The 18,736-nt window shown below is 43.8% G+C and carries 23 protein-coding genes; 10 read left to right on the plus strand and 13 right to left on the minus strand.

Annotated features, from left to right (window positions below; translation table 11 throughout):
* Window positions 1–443: IS4 family transposase (locus L2744_RS06020; RefSeq protein ID WP_248991060.1), on the plus strand; the 443-nt coding region annotated here is incomplete at its 5' end.
* 109 nt (window positions 444–552) lie between these two features.
* On the opposite strand, the gene rraB is transcribed toward L2744_RS06020, so the two are convergent.
* From rraB to L2744_RS06050, 6 genes are all read right to left on the minus strand, one after another.
* The gene (rraB, locus tag L2744_RS06025; protein ID WP_248991061.1) at window positions 553–963 is read right to left on the minus strand and encodes a ribonuclease E inhibitor RraB; all 411 of its coding nucleotides are present in this window, start codon (window positions 961–963) and stop codon (window positions 553–555) included.
* Window positions 964–1,006: 43 nt separating this feature from the next.
* Window positions 1,007–1,750 (minus strand): 1-acylglycerol-3-phosphate O-acyltransferase, encoded by a 744-nt coding sequence (locus tag L2744_RS06030; protein WP_248991062.1) that lies wholly within the window; start codon window positions 1,748–1,750, stop codon window positions 1,007–1,009.
* Window positions 1,751–1,899: 149 nt separating this feature from the next.
* Entirely contained in the window at window positions 1,900–2,694 is a 795-nt protein-coding gene (locus L2744_RS06035; protein WP_248991063.1) for a metal ABC transporter permease, read from the minus strand.
* Between the two features lie 5 nt (window positions 2,695–2,699).
* On the minus strand, window positions 2,700–3,608 hold the full coding sequence (locus tag L2744_RS06040) for a metal ABC transporter solute-binding protein, Zn/Mn family (RefSeq protein WP_248991064.1): 909 nt from the start codon (window positions 3,606–3,608) through the stop codon (window positions 2,700–2,702).
* Window positions 3,592–4,773: a hypothetical protein gene (locus L2744_RS06045; RefSeq protein ID WP_248991065.1), complete on the minus strand. Its 1,182-nt coding sequence runs from the start codon at window positions 4,771–4,773 to the stop codon at window positions 3,592–3,594. Before L2744_RS06045 ends, L2744_RS06040 begins: the two co-directional genes overlap by 17 nt.
* 83 nt (window positions 4,774–4,856) lie before the next feature.
* On the minus strand, window positions 4,857–5,147 hold the full coding sequence (locus L2744_RS06050; protein ID WP_248991066.1) for an ABC-type zinc uptake system zinc chaperone: 291 nt from the start codon (window positions 5,145–5,147) through the stop codon (window positions 4,857–4,859).
* 285 nt (window positions 5,148–5,432) lie between these two features.
* Between L2744_RS06050 and L2744_RS21540 the strand changes: the two genes are divergently transcribed.
* On the plus strand, window positions 5,433–5,558 hold the full coding sequence (locus tag L2744_RS21540; protein ID WP_283103901.1) for a hypothetical protein: 126 nt from the start codon (window positions 5,433–5,435) through the stop codon (window positions 5,556–5,558).
* 67 nt (window positions 5,559–5,625) lie between these two features.
* On the opposite strand, the gene L2744_RS06055 is transcribed toward L2744_RS21540, so the two are convergent.
* The 3 genes from L2744_RS06055 to L2744_RS06065 form a co-directional block, all read right to left on the minus strand.
* Window positions 5,626–5,955 (minus strand): phage terminase large subunit family protein, encoded by a 330-nt coding sequence (locus tag L2744_RS06055; protein WP_248991067.1) that lies wholly within the window; start codon window positions 5,953–5,955, stop codon window positions 5,626–5,628.
* Between the two features lie 119 nt (window positions 5,956–6,074).
* Entirely contained in the window at window positions 6,075–7,787 is a 1,713-nt protein-coding gene (locus tag L2744_RS06060) for a formate--tetrahydrofolate ligase (RefSeq protein ID WP_248991068.1), read from the minus strand.
* A 174-nt stretch (window positions 7,788–7,961) separates the two neighbouring features.
* Window positions 7,962–8,792 (minus strand): MaoC/PaaZ C-terminal domain-containing protein, encoded by an 831-nt coding sequence (locus L2744_RS06065; protein WP_248991160.1) that lies wholly within the window; start codon window positions 8,790–8,792, stop codon window positions 7,962–7,964.
* Window positions 8,793–9,200: 408 nt separating this feature from the next.
* Between L2744_RS06065 and L2744_RS06070 the strand changes: the two genes are divergently transcribed.
* Window positions 9,201–9,974 carry a methyltransferase domain-containing protein gene (locus L2744_RS06070; RefSeq protein ID WP_248991069.1) on the plus strand — a complete coding sequence of 258 codons (774 nt, stop codon included), beginning with the start codon at window positions 9,201–9,203 and terminating at the stop codon, window positions 9,972–9,974.
* A gap of 25 nt (window positions 9,975–9,999) precedes the next feature.
* Here the strand turns inward: L2744_RS06070 and L2744_RS06075 are convergent, their stop codons facing one another.
* Window positions 10,000–10,899: a TraB/GumN family protein gene (locus L2744_RS06075; RefSeq protein ID WP_248991070.1), complete on the minus strand. Its 900-nt coding sequence runs from the start codon at window positions 10,897–10,899 to the stop codon at window positions 10,000–10,002.
* A 48-nt stretch (window positions 10,900–10,947) separates the two neighbouring features.
* Here L2744_RS06075 and L2744_RS06080 point away from each other — a divergent pair, with 48 nt between their 5' ends.
* Window positions 10,948–11,256: a prephenate dehydrogenase gene (locus L2744_RS06080; protein WP_248991071.1), complete on the plus strand. Its 309-nt coding sequence runs from the start codon at window positions 10,948–10,950 to the stop codon at window positions 11,254–11,256.
* Window positions 11,257–11,431: 175 nt separating this feature from the next.
* Window positions 11,432–13,186, plus strand: a complete 1,755-nt coding sequence (locus L2744_RS06085; protein WP_248991072.1) for a GGDEF domain-containing protein — start codon at window positions 11,432–11,434, stop codon at window positions 13,184–13,186.
* Between the two features lie 19 nt (window positions 13,187–13,205).
* On the opposite strand, the gene L2744_RS06090 is transcribed toward L2744_RS06085, so the two are convergent.
* Window positions 13,206–13,730 (minus strand): DUF3016 domain-containing protein, encoded by a 525-nt coding sequence (locus L2744_RS06090; RefSeq protein ID WP_248991073.1) that lies wholly within the window; start codon window positions 13,728–13,730, stop codon window positions 13,206–13,208.
* A 272-nt stretch (window positions 13,731–14,002) separates the two neighbouring features.
* On the opposite strand from L2744_RS06090, the gene L2744_RS06095 reads away from it, so the two are divergent.
* Complete coding sequence (locus L2744_RS06095) at window positions 14,003–14,311, plus strand: hypothetical protein (RefSeq protein ID WP_248991074.1); 309 nt, start codon at window positions 14,003–14,005, stop codon at window positions 14,309–14,311.
* A gap of 31 nt (window positions 14,312–14,342) precedes the next feature.
* Here the strand turns inward: L2744_RS06095 and L2744_RS06100 are convergent, their stop codons facing one another.
* On the minus strand, window positions 14,343–14,852 hold the full coding sequence (locus L2744_RS06100) for a DUF4240 domain-containing protein (protein WP_248991075.1): 510 nt from the start codon (window positions 14,850–14,852) through the stop codon (window positions 14,343–14,345).
* Between the two features lie 128 nt (window positions 14,853–14,980).
* On the opposite strand from L2744_RS06100, the gene L2744_RS06105 reads away from it, so the two are divergent.
* From L2744_RS06105 to L2744_RS06120, 4 genes are all read left to right on the plus strand, one after another.
* Window positions 14,981–15,367 (plus strand): hypothetical protein, encoded by a 387-nt coding sequence (locus L2744_RS06105; protein WP_248991076.1) that lies wholly within the window; start codon window positions 14,981–14,983, stop codon window positions 15,365–15,367.
* 74 nt (window positions 15,368–15,441) lie between these two features.
* On the plus strand, window positions 15,442–16,239 hold the full coding sequence (locus tag L2744_RS06110; protein ID WP_248991077.1) for a response regulator transcription factor: 798 nt from the start codon (window positions 15,442–15,444) through the stop codon (window positions 16,237–16,239).
* A gap of 146 nt (window positions 16,240–16,385) precedes the next feature.
* Window positions 16,386–16,658, plus strand: a complete 273-nt coding sequence (locus L2744_RS06115; RefSeq protein ID WP_006079990.1) for an HU family DNA-binding protein — start codon at window positions 16,386–16,388, stop codon at window positions 16,656–16,658.
* A 298-nt stretch (window positions 16,659–16,956) separates the two neighbouring features.
* Complete coding sequence (locus tag L2744_RS06120) at window positions 16,957–17,649, plus strand: TorF family putative porin (protein ID WP_248991078.1); 693 nt, start codon at window positions 16,957–16,959, stop codon at window positions 17,647–17,649.
* Window positions 17,650–17,696: 47 nt separating this feature from the next.
* Here the strand turns inward: L2744_RS06120 and rimK are convergent, their stop codons facing one another.
* A complete protein-coding gene (gene rimK, locus L2744_RS06125; protein ID WP_248991079.1) occupies window positions 17,697–18,602 on the minus strand; it encodes a 30S ribosomal protein S6--L-glutamate ligase in 906 nt (301 codons plus the stop codon).
* Window positions 18,603–18,736 lie beyond the last annotated feature (134 nt).

An 18,736-nucleotide genomic window follows, 5' to 3' on the forward strand; every position in this document is an offset into this window, starting at 1 on the left:
TCCTGTGCTGGTATGAAAAGCGCTGGCTGATAGAGGACTTTCATAAATCCTGGAAAAGCGGTGGGACTCAGGTTGAAGATTTGCGCTTACAAAGCAAAGGTAATTTGGAGCGTATGATTACGATCCTAGCGTTTATAGCGGTGCGAGTTCAGCAGTTGCGCCATCTTGGGTTACAAGAAGAACAGGCAAAGCAACAAAGTTGTGAGACATTGTTGGGTTGCAAAGCGTGGAAATTACTGTGGCTGAAAGTTGAACAATGCAAACCACCCAAGCAAGCACCCAGTGTGCATTGGGCTTACCTAAGTTTAGGGAAATTAGCGGGTTGGCACGATAGTAAAGGAACGGGTGTAGTAGGTTGGGAGCGGTTATGGGAAGGATGGTTCAAACTGCAAACCATCCTTGAAGGCTACGAATTGGCTCTATCTCTTGAGCACGAGATGTGATCAAGAGATAGGCCAATGCGGGTCTTTTCGTTTTTAAGGATGGCAATGAATTACAGCTGATAAAATTGAAAGACTTTCAATAAATCACTCATCTGAATGAAGCAAAAAATTAATGCGGAAATCCGTCATCTTCTTCGTCTTCGTCTTCATCTTCTTCGTCCATATCATCGCCAACAAAATAAGTACCCCAACCATCGTAGTCCACTTTTTGTTTAGTGGCTAACTGCAGCAATTGCTCAGTCGCTTTATCGATTAATGCCACGTCTAACTTATGGTGAGCCACTGCATCGAAGCAGAAAATCACTGAGCCGTCTTCTAACTCCATCTCTTCGGCATCATTTACTTCAAAGCCCAGTTTAAAGGCATCTACCGCTGCTTTTTCGAGGCGGTCAAAGTTGGTTGATGAAAAATGATGCTCAATAACGTATTCCGCATCAGGCTCAGAACCATCGTCGAGTAGGGCTTGCACTATGTCACGATTCTCGGCAAATTGCGCTTTTAACTGACTTTCAATAGACATGGACTTGTCTCCGTTAAGATAAATCTGGCTCAAATTGAGGCTATTATACGTCATCACCCGTGAGAGTTTTACCCATTAATGTTGCCGCTTCTTGGTTTATCTCATTAAGTTTTGCCGACATGCTGTCATGAATTTGCGCCGAAAAAACTTTGACGTCAGCCTTGTCTATACCTGCAGTTGGTACTGGCGCCATCATTTCGATAATAACAACGCCGTTATCCCAACGATTCAAATTGATATGGCTCTGGCATGAAGCCAGCACAGGCACAATAGGGACACCCGCAGCAATCGCCGTATGAAAAGCACCTGCCTTGAAGGGTAATAACCCACGCCCCCGAGAACGGGTGCCTTCAGGAAAAATCCACACGGATAAACTTTCTTGCTTAATTTTATCAACCGTCTTCGCCATAGTATCAAAGGCACTATGACGATTTTTCCGATCGATTAGAATATTGCCCGATAGCCAATAAATTTGACCAAATAGCGGCATCCACGCCAAACTTTTCTTACCTAAGCTAACAGTGCCCTTAGGTACAGCCTTAGTATGAGTGAAAAGATCGAAGTTATTTTGATGATTTGCTAAGAAAATATAGGGGCCATCCTGCACATCTTTATGTCGACGAACGATCACTTTCATCCCAAGGATCGGTCCGACAGATGAGAAGATCTTGGCGAACATATGTACATTGTCACGGTGACGAGGTCTCAATAAACACACTAACCCACCAAAAATAAAGGCAAGTAACAAAGACACCGCCAACAGCATAGATCTGACGATTAACAGCACGACATACTCCGACTATAAAATTGGCGACAGTATAGCCACCATGGTCTACGGACTCAATATATTGTTACATCTGTAAGCCGGTTTGCTAACAAAAAAAGCCCATCAACCCACTGAAAATACAGTGTGTTGATGGGCTTTAATTTCAATATCTAAAGTCGATGTTTAGATGCCATTTCTACTGGAGACGTCGATAATTTAGCTAGCGCCAAACGAAATACCAGAGCACTCACAGCAAGCGTGGCAACAATCGCCGCACCGCTGGGTAAATCGAATGTTGCTGAGAGCACTAAACCGAGTAAATAGCCAATTAAACCCACAAGGTAGGCATAAAATAATGGGCCTTTTCCACGGTATTTATTCAATGCTAGCGCCGGCAAAATTAAGGTACTGAATACCAGATATACGCCAACAAGTTCAACCGACAGGGTAATCACCAGCGCAAATAATAGATAAAATCCTGCGCCATCAAGGATCTGAGGACGCAGAATAAATGTTAAAAGCACAACTGCATAAACCACAGTAGGTAAAAGTAGCTGTGACCAACTTACCCATAGGATCTGCCCTGACATCAATTGTTTTAGTAACTCTGCACCATGGGGGTCATTTGCCAACAACAACATAGCCGCGACCGCTGACAGCACATAAAAACAACCAATCATCGCTTCTAGCTCATCTGCCATACGCTTAGATAACCAAGCGATAAACCCCGCGCCCGCAAGGGCAAACAGAGCTGGCATCCACACATGAGAAAACGGGATGTCTTCTACTCTGTGATCCATGTGAGCAACGATTGCTCCCAAAGCCGCAACTTGCGCTATGGCCAAATCAATGAAGATAATGCCGCGCTTAAGGACTTGTCTTCCGAGTACAACATGAGTCGACAACACTAAAACCCCTGCCGCAAACGCTGGCAGCAAAATCGACATCAGTTCCAGATCAAACATAGGCGTTATTTCACTCCATTTAAGAGGGAAATCACGCTGTCGTAAAGGCTAAAGAGATCTTTACTGCTATCATTACCACCCACTGACATTGGCAGCATTAGCACAGGCAAATTGGCTTTTTCGCCTAACCATTTTGCACCGCGCTCATCTTGATAAGATGCAACAACAACGGCCAAAATATCCCTTTGCTCAGCGCGCGTTAACAGGCTTGCTAAATGTCCACTCGTCGGCGCTAAACCTGGTTTAGGTTCTAAGTCAGCCACTTGCTCGATGCCAATCCAGTTAAATAGATATCGAAAGCTAGAATGGTAGGCGATCACTTTTTTACCCTGAAGCCCTTTTGCTTGCTCTTCCCAACGCGGGATAGCGGCTTGCCAGCGCGTGGTAAAATCCGCTAACGATTGTTGGTAATTGGCAGCACCTGCTGGGTCAATTTGACTCATCTTGGCACTTAAGGCACTCGCAACGTTAAGTAAACGCGTCGGGTCGAAATGCAGATGTGGATTCCCCTGTGCATGCACATCCCCCATGCTGCGGTCGACATTAGCTAATTTATCTAAAGTCTCAATTTGATCGGCGGCGAAGAATAGGCCTTGTTCAGTTGATCGCACCTTAGCGTTTGCCGATTTCATTTGCAGCATAGGCAACCAACCTACCTCCAAGTCAGCACCCGCACACACCACAAGATCCGCTTGACGCATTTTAGCAATCAAACTCGGGCGCGCCTGCACTTGATGAGGGTCCTGTAATGCCGTTGTCGCCGAATAGATTTTAGCCGTAGGCGCTAACTCCTTCGCCAAGGCGGCATATTCAGGTTCACAGGCAAACACATTGAGCTCAGCATGGGCTAAACCCGTATAAGACGCAGATAAGGCCACTAGGGCGAGTTTTACAACATTAGAATTGATGCGCACCGTGAGCCCCCAGAGACATAATGTATTGAATAGTGAAGATGTTATCGTCTTCTATGCCATCAAAGTTAGTTCCATTTTGATGGGTATATTGGAGACGTACCGTTGAGAAATGGCTTGAGTGCCAAGCAAGGCTAACTTCAGATTCCTTTAATTTTTGCCCATGGAAATGCTCGTCATGGAGTTCTTGGGTATCGACTTCACCATAACGTACTCCCGCAGACCAGCTTGGTGTGAATTGATACACACTGCTCAAATACCAACCTTGGTGATAATCTTTGCTCGGTGCATCTTCAGCGGGCAAGTCCACTGGCGTAAAATCGGTCAAGCGGTAATATTCTCCGCTCAAGGTTAAATTTTGGTATTTGTAGTTACCATTGGGAGCCCATTTATACACAAAATCTGCACCATAGGTATTTTTGCCCGTGTAAGATGCAGCATGGCTGTGACCTTCATGCTCATCGGCAGATTCCTCTTCGTGCTCTTCACCTTCTTCATGGGCCGTGATTTGACCATTCTCGTTACGTAAGTAACTCAAACCCGCCTGCCATGAGCTATTATCGCCTACGTCACCACCGATTTTGGAATATAAAGTGTAAACTCCTACCTTCTTAAACTCACGTTCACCATGCTCATCGGCAGCACGCAAACTTTCACCCTTAAAGGCTTCAATCCCCATAGTCCAGTACAGATCCGTTGGTGCGACAAAATTTAAGCGCACACCATCATCAAAGTAATGACCGCCTAAAAATGCTCGGTACGCGATCGGACGATCGGTAAAAGAATCAGTATGTAAATGTTGATTGTTAAGGTATCCAATATCCGATAAAAAACGACCGCCACGGATAGAAAATCCCGCTGGCATGGCCATAGTTTGGATAAAAGCCTCTTCGAGATTCAGTTCGCTATCACCATCATGCGTCTCGACTACTGCGGTAACCTTGCCATAGAACATATCATCGATGTCGGCACTCATAGCTAACTCGGTTTCACCTAAACCAAAACCCTCAGAGGCCTCAGACAAAGGCCGCTCGCCCGTTTGGTAATAACCGTTTAATACGGCACTAATGTTAGGATTCGTCAGGCTAGAATCGGCTGCAAGTAAGGAAGGTGAAGCAAAGGCGCACGCCAAAGCCACCAAGGAAATTCGGGGGTTAAAAACAGTCATAATATCTCCAAAATACAACGAACTCTCGATGGCGCTTAACAGCCATCAAGAAATACACAATAAGTTAAAATATGTAAGTTGATTTAGAGTGAAACAGGTGGTGCGCGGCTACGATAAACACTTATGTGCTTTGAGAGGAAAATAGGTAAAACAAACTCAACAATATCAAACCGCTGCACGGCTAAATTAAGCACCAACGGTTGAGTCAATAAGATTTTATTAAATTGGTGCTGATGAAAGCAGAGGGTACAGTGAGTCTTAGCGCCATCATCAAGGTGAGTCACGCTATGGGCTGAGGCAGCAAAAGACAGGAATATCAGTAGGGCCGCAAGCCATACTGAAATCACGCGTCTAATGTGACTTGGAAGTCTCACTCAGTCGTCCCCATAGTTAAAAAGTGACACAAGTTTATGTCAGGCACATAGCAAGTTGCAATAAGACAACCTACCACCAATAAGTTACAAGATATTTGTCTTTGATATGTTTAGCTTAAAAATTGCTAGAAACACCCGCTAAGCAGAACAAACTCTCGCAAAAAGCACTATTTAAGATTAGCTTAAGTGAGTGTAACTATAGTGTATTTAGTTTTATGTCGACGAAAAATACCTAGCGTATCCTCGACATCAGTCTCTTTTTCATCCACCAAAAGGCAACTAAAAATGCTAGCATTTTTCCGTGAAAACTTAGGGATTATCTTAGGTATAGTGATTTTCGGCGTATTAATTTTGGGCGGAATTTATTACGTAGAGCATTCGTTAAAGAGCCAAGAGCAAGTCATACAATAACGCTTCACGCACTTTCACTCTGAGCTCCGATTAGGGCTCAGAGTCTAGTTTTACCTTATCTTAAGGTTTAACGGTATTTTTGCCGCTGATCGCTATCATCAACCTTTTCAGGAGCTTCAATCGTTATCACTTGATCCATAAAGTGACTCACAAACAATAGCATCAGAGAAAATATCATCACGGGGATCAAAAAGTACCGCACGGACTCATCAAAATAGCTATAAAGCCCAACAAAAACACTGATATAAAATCCCAGCAGCTTTAATTTTACCAGCGTAGGACTGTGTCCAAGCCATGCCGCACAATGGGGACATTGTACTTGCGCATGAAAACCTTTTCCCCGTTGCTGGGTGATGTCTCTCACTTTGATATGTCGACTACAGTGTGAACACAACATAAAAACAGGATCCCTAAGTAACGATGCCCAAGTTTACCAGATCCTCATTTATCTGGGGTAAAAATGCCGATCACAATAGAACTATTCATTTTGAGCGACATCCATTACAAAGCCTGCGACTAACCTAAGCCAACTATCTCTCCAGCCCCATCAATATCAATCTTGAGATAACCAGGTTTTATGCCAAGCCCAGGCATAGTCATCACATTGCCCACTAATGCTGTAACAAAACCCGCACCCGCATTCAGCACTAAAGCGCGGATTGGCACAATAAAATCTTTCGGGACGCCCTTTTGCATAGGATCGTGACTAATCGATAGGGGTGTTTTTGCCATACACACGGGTAAATGAGCATAACCGAGCGAGGTAAACTCCCTCACTTGTTGCTTAGCTTCATCCGAGAGACTCATGCCCGCCGCACCATAACCAACCTCGGCTAAAGTGGATAACTTCGCCTCTAAGGAAGCATCATCTGGGTATAACAAACTAAACTGACTCTCAGTTTCAGCGGCGCGAACCACGGTATGTGCAAGTTCAATAGCCCCCGCTTCACCTTGGCTAAAAGCATCACTTACCTCACAACCAAATGCCGCAGTTTGGTTAACGGCGTTGATTAGCCATTGCAACTCGGCTTCGGTATCTGTGGTAAAGCGATTGATTGCCACAACCACTGGAATACCATAGCGTGCCACATTGTTGATATGCCAATTTAAATTCGCAAATCCAGCCTCTAGACGAATCTCATCCGGAGTGTTGATATCTGTGTCTGACTCAATACCGCTATTTGCCTTAAGCGCTTTTAATGTCGTCACTAACACCGCGGCGCTGGGGACTTGTCCGGACTGACGCACCTTGATATTGCAGAACTTTTCGAACCCCATATCGGAACCAAAGCCCCCTTCGGTGATCACATAATCCACAAGTTTTAAAGCGATATCATCGGCAATAATGGAAGAGTTTCCATGGGCAATATTGGCAAAGGGCCCCGCGTGAATAAGACATGGAGCGCCATTTAGGGTCTGCATCAATGTGGGTTTAATCGCATCCACCATAATCGCCGTCATAGCGCCTGCGACCCCTAAATCCTCTGCGCTTATCACCTGCCCTTGGCGATTAAGGGCCAAGACTAAGCGACCAATACGCGCACGCATATCCGCCAAGTTATGACTTAAGGACAAAATTGCCATCAATTCGGATGCAGCAGTAATATCAAAACCAGACTCATATACAGGACCGTTGTTTTCCCCCAGTCCAACCTGAACCTGTCGCAGGCAACGATCATTATGGTCAAGCACTCTATGCCAGCGGATCTGCGCAGGATCGATATCCAAAAAGGCTTGTCCAGATTGCGCCTCAAATTCCACTTGACCTAAACGTGATTCATGGAAAAGTCTCGCCGCAATCGCCGCGGCACCTAAGTTATGGGCACTGCTGACAGCATGAATATCGCCAGTTAAATGCAAGTTAAGTTCCTGCATAGGTACAACTTGCGCGTAACCGCCGCCCGCTGCGCCACCTTTCACCCCAAATACGGGCCCCATACTCGGTTGACGAATGCAGGCACAGGCTTTTTTACCTATGGCCTTTAAGGATTGAGTTAAACCAATACTTGTCACTGTTTTACCTTCACCGTGGGGTGTTGGCGTGACGGCGGTGACAATAATAAGCTTACCCGTACTTTGACCCGCTAAACGCTGCTGAACACCTAAATCCACCTTAGCTTTGGTACTACCAAATAGGATCATTTCTTCAGGTAATAAGCCTAATTCTGCGCCAAGTTGTGCCACATGTTTTAAACTAGCACGGCTTGAAATATCCATATCGGTCAGCATGCGTCGGTTTCTCCCTTGAAGGTACTCTAGGTAAAGATGAGTGATTGCAATAAACAAAACGGGTTGAATATGGCGGATATTAGGTGATTAACCCTAAGAGATACAGTCGCCAAAAAGGTTTATTGCTGATTTCTTATAAGTAAACGGCGCCATCAGCGCCGTTATTGTTTAATACTAAAAATATATATCGCCACTTAAATGTGGCCGGCGGCCTTTGCTATCTCGAAGCTCAAATACCCAATTATCATCGTTTTTCTCATAACCAAATCCCACCTGTGCAGGCATTAAGAGTGGCAACTTAAAGGTCACATCCACAGTGAATGGGCGAGTACCAATCTCAGGCATTAACTCGGCCAAACAGCGAGCCTTAGACCACATGCCATGGGCGAGTACGCGATCAAAACCAAATCGCTTTGACAGCAATGGATGCAAATGGATCAAGTTATAGTCACCGGAAGCCTTAGCATACCGACGGCCCAGATCTTCACCCAACTCCCAAGCTTGTGGGAAATTCCATGCCATTTCAATAGACTTAGGTGGGCGAACGCGGCGACCTGCGGTTTCAATACGATATAAATAAGTTGAGAGTGATTTCCAAACTAATTCGTCGCCGACAAATACTTTAGAGACAAATTCAAATTCAAGGCCAGAATCGGTTTCACGACTCGTGGTTAACGCACACTCAAAAGAAAAAATCTCGTTGACTGTGGTTGGGCGATATATTTGGATACGGTTTTTGAGGTGGATCATGCCAAGTAACGGAAAAGTAATACCGTCATGGGTAAAAATAACCGCGTGTAAACGGAACGCCATTACATATAAGTAGGTTGGAGGTAGCACTTCGCCATCAAACTGGAAACCACAAACTTGGGCGTATTGGCTCACTTTTGCTTCAGATACTGTGGCATCGGGAGCCGTTACTCTAATGTGAGGCAGTGGCTGTTGATCCCAACCTGGCTTACGGCCAAAAAATATCTTGCGATAAAGAGAAAGCAGCGACGGCATCGCGTTCAACTCAACACAATATGCATTATTCAAGTCTGTGTACCTTTTAATTAACTATCCCTTAGCACAGATAGCCATAAATTACCTCGCTCAGACGGGTGACATCTGATAAATCAATCTGATAACGAGTGTAAAACGGGCAGTGCTGCGTCTTAAAAAGGGTGATGCAGACTCTTTGAATGGACAGCGAAAGAGTCAGGTTTGTTGAAAACGGCGTGATTATAACCTAGTGGATAGAGTTCTGTGTATCCCTAAGTTTAGTAGGAATATTTACTATCAATAAAATCATTGAGTTAATTAATTTTGTGCCGACATAAGTAAGCTAGCTTGAAAGATAATACCTACAGAGTGCGAAAATATTTCGCCTGTGCCACACTATCGCCCCACACTCTTTAAGTTAATTCACACGTGCAAGATAAGAATTTTGATAAGCTCGCGCACAAGTTCGCGAAAAATATTTACGGCACCCCCAAGGGGGAAATTCGTGCTGCCGTGTTATGGCGAGATCTCAGCTCCGCGTTAGCCCCATTTGGCGATAAAAAACTCCGAATTTTAGATGCTGGCGGTGGCTTTGGTTTCTTTAGCCAAAAGCTGGCACGCCTTGGCCATGAAGTCGTGCTTTGCGATATCTCACAAGAGATGCTTATCCAAGCCCAAGCACACATTGATGCCAGTACCGAGCCTTTAAATATTGAGCTTATCCATGCCCCTATCCAAGCATTGTCAGTTGAACAGAATGGTGTTTTCGATCTCATACTGTGCCATGCCGTAGTCGAATGGCTTAGCGATGCTCAGCGTACTATGGAAGGATTGCTGACGATGCTCAAACCCAATGGTTTGTTTTCACTTATGTTTTATAACAAAGAAGCAATGCGTTTCCATGCCTTAGTATCGGGAAATTTTGACTACGTGGCCGCAGATCTTAAAGTAAAGAAAAAAGTGAGGCTGACACCCACCCACCCGCTTTATATTCAAGATGTTAAACAATGGTTTATGGATTGGGAAATGACTTTATTAAGCCAATCTGGGGTGAGGGTTATCCACGATTACTTGAAAAAGAGCCAAGCCGCAGATTTTGATTACCAAAAACTTCTGCAAATGGAACTCGAATACTCACAGCGCGAACCGTATATATCACTTGGTCGATATGTCCATTTCTTAGGTATTAGTCGAGGAACATAGCACCTCGACTAGATCCAAAGTGATGTTAAAGACAAGTACCACTCCAACAGGCGGTCACCTTAGCACCCGCCTGTTTAAGTAACTGCACAACACTCTTATCACCCACAACATGACCAGCCCCAATCACCACAAATAACGGTGCAGGGACATCACTGGCATCCATAAGCTTAAGAATACCCTCGGCCATTGTGTGGTTTCGCTGCCAGAGGATCTTATCTATAATCCGAGTATCACCCTCGCCGCCCATCTGTTCTTGCATAATAGTATCAAGTTCGGTCTCGTCACCCGAACGCCATGCCGTTATCAGCGATAAAAGCTCATCATCCGACACACTAATCGCGTCTCGCACCATAGACCACTGCTCTTGGCTGTCGAACGTGGCTAACAACTGAAATTGAGATTCTGCGGTTTCCAGCTCAAACACTGGCAATGTTTTATTACGGGCCATCAACTGTGCATCGACACCATAATCAGTGCTATAACCTAAGCCATTGTAACGTAAGAGATTGAGTTGAGTCGCCTGTAACCAAGGTGCAAATGATTGAATTGACTGGCATACATTCACCCTACTCGCACAGTAAAGCGTCATACTCTCAACAGTTTGCTTATCGCGGTTCTGCCAATCTAAGCCCTTAGTGCCATCTGCCATCCCATACTTTTGCAATAGCGCGCGGCTATCGACTTTATTTATATCGACTTCAACTACTAACCCCTTGGCTTTGCTAAGTGCCGTTTCAATCTGCTCAGGTAAGGGATAAAAATCGCTATTACCAATATGGATTGACCCCAGCAAATAGGCGCTCTTACCCTGCCACTGCACTTGATAAAACGGCGGTTTATCGCTTGGGGCCGCAAAAATTGCGGCATGAAAAAACAATGTCACACAACTGATTGCAGCGATTAGTCGCCAGTGGCTTGTTGCCATATCCTTTGCCCCTTATAATTCTTGCAAATTTTACAATGAGACGCTGTTATGCCACACACTAAGGTTATAGAGCAACTGAAAGAAAATCTTCAAACCGCCTATCGCCAAGCCATAGATGCCGACGCTAAGTTAGATGAATTGAAAAAAGCTGGCCATGGAAAATTCACCAGCATCTTTACGCTAGATCAAGGTTTTATCATTTCGAGTAATCGTTTTTTGCCCTACGTGCAAGAGCTCGTTGATGATTTAACCACATTAGAGAGCCAACCGACGCTCGATCCTGTCGCACTTGAAACCTATGTACGTCAACTAGGTATCCTATTGAAAACACTTCAGGTCTTTAAAAAACAGAGCTAACTGATCTATCTAAGCGCTAAAAAGTTTCCGTCAAGTTTAGCGCTTACCCCACAACCAGCCATTTTTTTACCCCAGTTCTATCCCGTGATAACACCTTTTCGAGCAACAAAAATTGTCATCATTTTGTCATTTCTAAGTCATAGACTCCGCAAACATAGACGAAGGGGCTGAAATAATGACAAATTTAGATCTCGCTAAAGAGCTTGATAAGATAATTTCTAAGGGGGCAATCAGCCCACTATTTCAGCCTATTTTCAATATATTAGAACATAAAATCCATGGCTTTGAGGCCTTGAGTCGTGGTCCAGAACACAGCCCATTATATTCCCCCGTTCCTCTGTTTCAGACAGCCGAACATCAGGGTAGACTCAGCGAACTCGAAACCCTTTGCCGACGGATTTCACTCGAGCAATTCAAATTCCGTCAGTTTCAGGGGCGGCTATTTATCAATATCTCGCCCAAGGCACTGTTGGATCCCAGCTACCCCAAAGGCTTGACACTGCAACTATTGCAACAGCTTGGGATTTCACCTTCACAGGTAGTGATTGAACTCTCTGAGCAGTATCCTGCGGATGATATAGACCTGCTTAAATCCTGCTTAAATCACTATCGTAGTCAAGGATTTATGACGGCAATTGACGATTTAGGTGCGGGATATTCTGGCTTAAGACTCTGGTCAGAACTGTCACCGGATTATGTGAAGATTGATCGTCACTTTATCCATCAGATCGATTCTACCCCTGTAAAACAAGAATTTGTGCGATCCATTGTCGAACTCTGTCAGAGTTTAACCTGTAAAGTGATAGCCGAAGGGATTGAAACTCAAGAGGAATTAGCAGTACTTAAACAACTTGGCATTGTGTATTGCCAAGGTTATTTACTCGGCCGCCCCGAGGCGTTCCCCTGTCGAGCAATGAAAGCCACCTTAGTCCCCAATAATGCCCAAGTGCAACCTCGATATAGTGAGTCGGCAGAAAGTCTCTGTTGCAATGCAATTACTGTTCTACCAAGCCTAAAGCTCAAGCATCTAAGTGATACTTTTATCTCCCAACCTGCACTGCAAGCGGTTGTTGTGGCTGAAGATCAGGTGCCTCAAGGTATTATTAGCCGCGCAACATTACTCGAGCTTTTTAGTACCCCCTATGGCCGAGCACTACATGAAAATCATGCCGTAAGCGAGGTGATGGAACCTCAAGTACTGCAGATAGAAGCCAATGAACCCCTTTCTACGGTTAGCCAGCTATTGACTTCAGAAAGCGCAAATACAGTGGCACAGCAATTTATTATTCTACGCCGTGGCAAATTGCTCGGCATTGGCCACACCAAAGATTTACTACAACGTATAACCGAGCACAGAATTAAGATGGCGCGTCATGCCAACCCGCTTACGGACTTACCGGGAAATGTGCCTATACAAGAAGAGCTTAAGCGTCTAAGAGTTCAACAAAAGCCTTTTTACCTCGCTTATTTCGATCTGTGTCATTTCAAACCCTACAACGATATTTATGGTTTTTGTCGCGGAGATGAAGTGATCTGTGAAGTAGCCAATTTATTAATGAAATATAAGAGCGATAACTGCTTTATTGGCCATGTGGGAGGCGATGACTTTGTGATGATTAGTACATGTGAGCAAATCGTGAGTCGCTGTCAGCGCATATTGGCAGACTTTGAAAGCCATAAACAACTGTTCTATAGTGCTGAACATTGGCAAGCACAGCAAATGCTGGCAGATGATAGACAGGGGCAAGCCTGCTATCACAAATTGGTCAGTCTATGCGTTGGATTACTCGCACCAGAACACACCTATAACTGCAATGAACATAGCTTGTCCACTCTGAGTGCAAGGGCAAAAAAACAGGCAAAATCCGCGAGTAATGGATATTGCCTGTTAGAAAATCATGTACCCAATTCACACGCGTTAATCGCTTAGGCTACTGGGTATATTTATATTAAAGCTTAGGAGCGATGGTTTTTTTTAACCAGTCGTTTAGCATCTGGGTCTCATACATAAAAGGTTTATCGTTTAACGCTTGAATGCCCGTTAAAAAACCCAAGTCAGATAATTTTTCATCCCCCGCGACTATTACTTTACCATTCTCTAAAACCTGATAGCTAAAGGTGATACGCGGTGGGTAAAGGTCCTTCACTACCCGTAAGTCATTTGCAGTAGCACCAAACGTTGGGCGCATATCACCAGCTAAATCCACATCGGTGACCACCATTTCAAGCTTTTGATTTGGTTTTAAAATTTTAGCGGCTTCTTTATTAATGTTTGAGGTTAAGGTCTCAAATAAGCGCATCTCATAACGGGATTGGATCTCACCCGATGATTTGATATCGCGAAAATCCTTCGGATTTTGCCAAACTATTTTCACCACGCCATCTTCCGTGACAGGATTGGTTGATGTTTCATCTGCGGCCCACACTGCACTGCAACTTAATACACCTGCGAGTAAAAGGAATTGAATTTTCATGCTTGCCTCCTAGGCCTAATCATTTTTGTATTCACAGTACAAAATTTAACCTGAACTAAAGCTTAACGCAAAACTGATATAAGAACAGCATTACAAAGTAAGCATTTGTATAACTTAGTAAATAACTAAATTTATCGTAAATTAATACGTATCTTTTTGTATCCACACTGCACTAAGTAAGTGCAGCGTTATAAATTTGTGATCATTTTGCGCGCATCTTGATTCAAAACGCGTTATCCTTCGACTATTGTTTATATGGTTACGATTAGAAAATGAAATTCCCCGTTGTACCTGTGTTCATTCTTATTCTTTTTACCTGTTTCGCCAGTGCGATTTGGTTTATCTCCCCAGACAGTAAAGATAGCCATACCAAGACTTGGTCATCCTTTATCTACACCCATGGGTATGACTCTGGGAAATACAAAAAAACAGATAATTTTGATCATTATGATGCCTGCCGAGATTTTGCCCGGGTGCAATCCTCTCTCTATGATAATGTCCCTTGGGAATGTGGCTTAAATTGTGAATTTGACCCACGCAAACAAGGGTTTCAATGCAAAGAAATGAAGAATGAAAACTAACCCACATTCTGCATAGATTTAATATTGAGTATTAAAATGGAAAACAGGCACTTAGCTCAGGGTATTGTTGTTTAAGATCCTTAGATTTAGTGCTAAATTTTTTACCGGCAGGAGTGGCTTTACCCGATGGCATAAAAGGTAGCTCTTGACCTGTCCTATCTTCATATATTTGCCCAGCAATTAAGTCGTACTCATCTACAAATGGATAGGCATAACCATCTTTCTGTGGCCATGCGGATAAACGTGCAAGACTATCGGGATCCGCGACGACAGCATCGTAGCGCTCTTGCCCTAAAGAAATAAGAAAACATCTAAACTCCGCAAAGGCATATTCAGAATCACACCCAGTAATAATATAGGCAGCGCCCCACACCGACCACAAATAGCTACGACGCATCTGTTGACCAAACATTTTATCGAAAGCTTTTAATTCTTCATTACTGAGTTCGGTTAGTTTTTGTTTTAATGCCTGCGCTAAGGATTCCTGTGGTTGTGCTGCGTCAGTGCGCGTAACCAGTGCCCAAAATTCAACTTCTGTCATAACCTAAACCTATTAACTATGCCCAAGCAAAGGCAATATTCTACATGATAATGCGGTTATGCTGGACTCAGTTCGGGGCTTTTCCTACACTTGCTCATCCTAAGACCACCAGATCCATTAGTAATTCAATGCCTAAACGTCTCATTCTACTCACAGCGCTCTATTGTCTCTTTAGCATAGTCGCACTATGGCGTGCCGTAACAACTCAATCATTTGATTTATTTACCTTAGGCGTGCTTCCAGTACTTGCAGGCATCCTAGTGCGCGCACCTTGGTCAAGCCTAGTACTCAAAATCTATCTTGGTATGCAAACCCTAGGTTTTTCGGCGCTTGGTATCACTGCCATTATTGCCTATCGCATTACGCCAGAAGACGTAAAAGTGTTCTTTGCGGGCGAGCGAATCCCGATGCTGCCACTTGTTGTGGGCATAATAGGTATGCTGTTGGTGCAATATTGGATCGCGTTTTCTAAAGTGACTTATCAGTATTTAAGCGGTAAAACAGCGAAAAGCTGATTTGTTGCTAAGCTGTTACTAATAGCGTAGCTTAGCAACCCCATAAAGTCCCCCCAGCCAATACGACGAAGATTATGAGCCATCTATCACCTAACGAATTATCCATTCTCCTAGTGGAACCTTCGGATACGCAACGCCGAATAATTATTCAGCGTTTACAACAAGAAGGGATTGTCAGTATCCAAACTGCCGCGAATATCGCAGAGGCCAAAGCTGTTATTGGGCGTCATAAACCCGATCTCATCGCTAGTGCAATGCATTTCGACGATGGCACAGCAATCGATCTACTCAACTATTTACGTGGAAATAGTCACAACAAAGACATTCAGTTTATGTTGGTCTCGAGCGAATGTCGTCGTGAGCAATTAGAGATTTTTCGACAATCTGGGGTGGTCGCTATCTTACCTAAACCTTTCCATGCTGAGCATTTAGGTAAAGCACTTAATGCTACTATCGACTTACTAAGCCATGATGAACTCGATCTTAGCAATTTTGATGTGCATGATGTGCGCGTTTTAGTGGTCGATGACAGCCGCATGGCCAGAAATGTAATCAAGCGAACTATTGGTAATTTAGGGATAAAGCTCATCACTGAAGCGGAAGATGGTGCTCAAGCTATTGAGTTGATGAGAGATAATATGTTTGATCTGGTCATCACTGACTACAACATGCCGAGTATTGATGGATTAGCATTGACTCAGTTTATTCGTAACGAGAGCCAACAATCCCATATTCCCATCTTGATGGTATCGTCAGAAGCCAACGATACCCACTTAAGCAATGTGTCACAGGCTGGAGTCAATGCCCTATGTGACAAGCCCTTCGAACCTAAACTCGTCAAGCAGCTCCTATATCAACTGTTAGAAGAATAAAACCTAAGTCACGAACCGAGTAAATATTCTCCAATTTACCGAGTTTCATTATCCCCTCTGGCGGTAAAAGGCTTTCAAAGTGTTAAACCTTATGGCATGTTAGGCACGCTTACTTAAATAATCTACGGAAAGAAGAGACAACAAAGATGAATAAAACAGAACTTATCGCTAAGATTGCGGAAAATGCCGATCTAACAAAAGTTGAAGCTGCACGCGCATTAAAATCTTTCGAAGCGGCTATCACCGAATCAATGAAAAATGGTGACAAAATTTCTATCGTGGGCTTTGGATCTTTCGAAACAGCCACCCGTGCCGCTCGCACAGGCCGTAACCCACAAACCGGTAAAGAAATCCAAATTGCAGAAGCGACTGTACCTAAGTTTAAAGCCGGTAAAACTCTACGTGATAGCGTAAACTAATTCGTAGACAACAGAATTTTTGATGAAACGCCTCACTATTAAGTGAGGCGTTTTTTTTGGGCTCAAACTTATACTTTAATGTCTATTTATTGCACAACTACAGTGCATGTCTGCTCTATTTTCAAGCATTAACAAGTAAATAATTAACATACAATTATGTAACAAACTGTTTTTAATAAGATTGTAATAATGGCATATGATTAGCAACTCACTCTTCAGAAAAAACCAAGATGCACCAGTGCCACCAACAACATGGGGCATAAGTGAATCGATAAATAAGTCAATCGAGGGGATGAGCATGAGAAAATCATTGTATAGCGTTTTGGCCTTATCGACAGGAATGTTACTGACATCAAATGCCTTTGCAGCTGTGTCAGCAAACATAGGTGGTACCTCAAATTACCTATGGCGTGGTGTAACTCAAACTGACGATGCGGTTGCCATCCAAGGTGGCATTGACTATAGCCATGACTCTGGATTTTATGCCGGCACATGGACATCGAATGTGGATTTTGGCGATGATACTAGCTATGAGCTAGATCTCTACGCGGGTTACGGTGGCAATATCACTGAAGATATTAGCTATGACATAGGTTATATCTACTATGCCTATCCCGATGCGCCAGGAAGCATCGACTTCGGTGAATTATATGGTGCTATTACTTGGAAATGGCTTGAACTAAGCTACGCCCATGTGATTAATGCCGATGATGATATTGCTGCAGATCCCTTAGATAATAAAGACTTGAGCTATCTTGCCGCTACTGCGTCTATACCACTTACTGAAAAAGTCAGCCTATCCGTGCATTACGGTTATTCAACGGGCGATGTAGTTGAAGCTTGGTTTGGTGAAGATAACTATGCCGACTATAACGTGACGCTAAGTGCAGACACTAGTGTGGGGACCGTATCCTTTATGGTTGCAGATACTGACTTAAGCGATGACGACACCAAAATTGTTTTAGGCTATTCATACAGCTTTGATCTTTAGTCTTAATAAAACGCCACGTTAACGTGGCGTTTTTTATCCCAGATAAATTAAGCAATTATTGAGCGATGTGATTTATGGACTGCAACCATTTTTTCAATATATTCAATGATAGGCTCAGTAACTGATATTCCCGTTGTTTGCTCAATACCTTCAATCCCAGGAGCCGAATTCACTTCAAGAATCAAAGGGCCACGGTTAGAGCGTAAAATATCCACACCAGCCACCACGAGCCCCATAGCTTTCACGGCGGCAATCGCCATCTTACGCTCTACAGCGGTGATTTTTACTGTCTCACCACAACCACCTAAATGAAGATTAGAACGGAAATCCCCTTCTGGTCCTTGGCGTTTCATCGAAGCCACCACTTTATCGCCCACAACAAAACAGCGAATATCGCTCCCATTAGATTCTTTAATATATTCCTGCACTAAGATATTAGCTTTCAACCCTAAGAAAGCTTCAATCACGCTCTCTGCCGCTGTTTTCGTCTCGGCTAACACAACACCAATACCCTGTGTTCCCTCGAGTAGCTTAATCACTAAGGGAGCACCACCCACCATATTAATCAAGTCAGGAATATCATTAGGTTTATTGGCAAAACCCGTAATTGGCATACCAATCCCTTTGCGAGAGAGCAATTGTAACGCCCTTAACTTATCACGGGAGCGGGCAATCGAAATTGAGTCATTGGCCGCAAATACTCCCATCATTTCAAACTGACGAACCACAGCACAACCATAGAAAGTCACACTTGCGTGGATCCGAGGAATAATCGCATCGAACCCAGTCAACTCCTCCCCTTCATAGTGAATACTGGGTTTAATCGAGTTGATATTCATGTAACAGTTCAAGGTATTGATCACAACCGCTTCATGGCCACGGATCTCGCAAGCGGCCACTAAACGTTGCGTTGAATACAACTGAGGAAACTGGGATAAGATACCTATTTTCATTACGGAATGACCAACTTAAGCACAGTGAATAAAGAGTTCTGATACGACAAAATTCGGCATCAGAAAAAGGGGGCAGATATTTGTCTATTACTCAGTGTAAAGCAAGAAAATAATCCTCACCAGATGAAAACGAT

It is taken from the genome of Shewanella profunda (assembly GCF_023283765.1).
In the GTDB taxonomy this organism is placed as follows: Bacteria; Pseudomonadota; Gammaproteobacteria; order Enterobacterales; family Shewanellaceae; genus Shewanella; species Shewanella profunda.

Coding starts and splice junctions, on each gene's coding strand:
- L2744_RS06095 (WP_248991074.1), top strand. CDS start 14,003: ATGAAATTCCCCGTTGTACCTGTGTTCATTCTTATTCTTTTTACCTGT.
- L2744_RS06100 (WP_248991075.1), bottom strand. CDS start 14,852: ATGACAGAAGTTGAATTTTGGGCACTGGTTACGCGCACTGACGCAGCA.
- L2744_RS21540 (WP_283103901.1), top strand. CDS start 5,433: ATGCTAGCATTTTTCCGTGAAAACTTAGGGATTATCTTAGGTATAGTG.
- L2744_RS06105 (WP_248991076.1), top strand. CDS start 14,981: ATGCCTAAACGTCTCATTCTACTCACAGCGCTCTATTGTCTCTTTAGC.
- L2744_RS06075 (WP_248991070.1), bottom strand. CDS start 10,899: ATGGCAACAAGCCACTGGCGACTAATCGCTGCAATCAGTTGTGTGACA.
- L2744_RS06090 (WP_248991073.1), bottom strand. CDS start 13,730: ATGAAAATTCAATTCCTTTTACTCGCAGGTGTATTAAGTTGCAGTGCA.
- L2744_RS06060 (WP_248991068.1), bottom strand. CDS start 7,787: ATGCTGACCGATATGGATATTTCAAGCCGTGCTAGTTTAAAACATGTG.
- L2744_RS06055 (WP_248991067.1), bottom strand. CDS start 5,955: ATGTTGTGTTCACACTGTAGTCGACATATCAAAGTGAGAGACATCACC.
- L2744_RS06045 (WP_248991065.1), bottom strand. CDS start 4,773: ATGACTGTTTTTAACCCCCGAATTTCCTTGGTGGCTTTGGCGTGCGCC.
- L2744_RS06085 (WP_248991072.1), top strand. CDS start 11,432: ATGACAAATTTAGATCTCGCTAAAGAGCTTGATAAGATAATTTCTAAG.
- rraB (WP_248991061.1), bottom strand. CDS start 963: ATGTCTATTGAAAGTCAGTTAAAAGCGCAATTTGCCGAGAATCGTGAC.
- L2744_RS06035 (WP_248991063.1), bottom strand. CDS start 2,694: ATGTTTGATCTGGAACTGATGTCGATTTTGCTGCCAGCGTTTGCGGCA.
- L2744_RS06115 (WP_006079990.1), top strand. CDS start 16,386: ATGAATAAAACAGAACTTATCGCTAAGATTGCGGAAAATGCCGATCTA.
- L2744_RS06080 (WP_248991071.1), top strand. CDS start 10,948: ATGCCACACACTAAGGTTATAGAGCAACTGAAAGAAAATCTTCAAACC.
- L2744_RS06110 (WP_248991077.1), top strand. CDS start 15,442: ATGAGCCATCTATCACCTAACGAATTATCCATTCTCCTAGTGGAACCT.
- L2744_RS06065 (WP_248991160.1), bottom strand. CDS start 8,792: ATGCCGTCGCTGCTTTCTCTTTATCGCAAGATATTTTTTGGCCGTAAG.
- rimK (WP_248991079.1), bottom strand. CDS start 18,602: ATGAAAATAGGTATCTTATCCCAGTTTCCTCAGTTGTATTCAACGCAA.
- L2744_RS06120 (WP_248991078.1), top strand. CDS start 16,957: ATGAGAAAATCATTGTATAGCGTTTTGGCCTTATCGACAGGAATGTTA.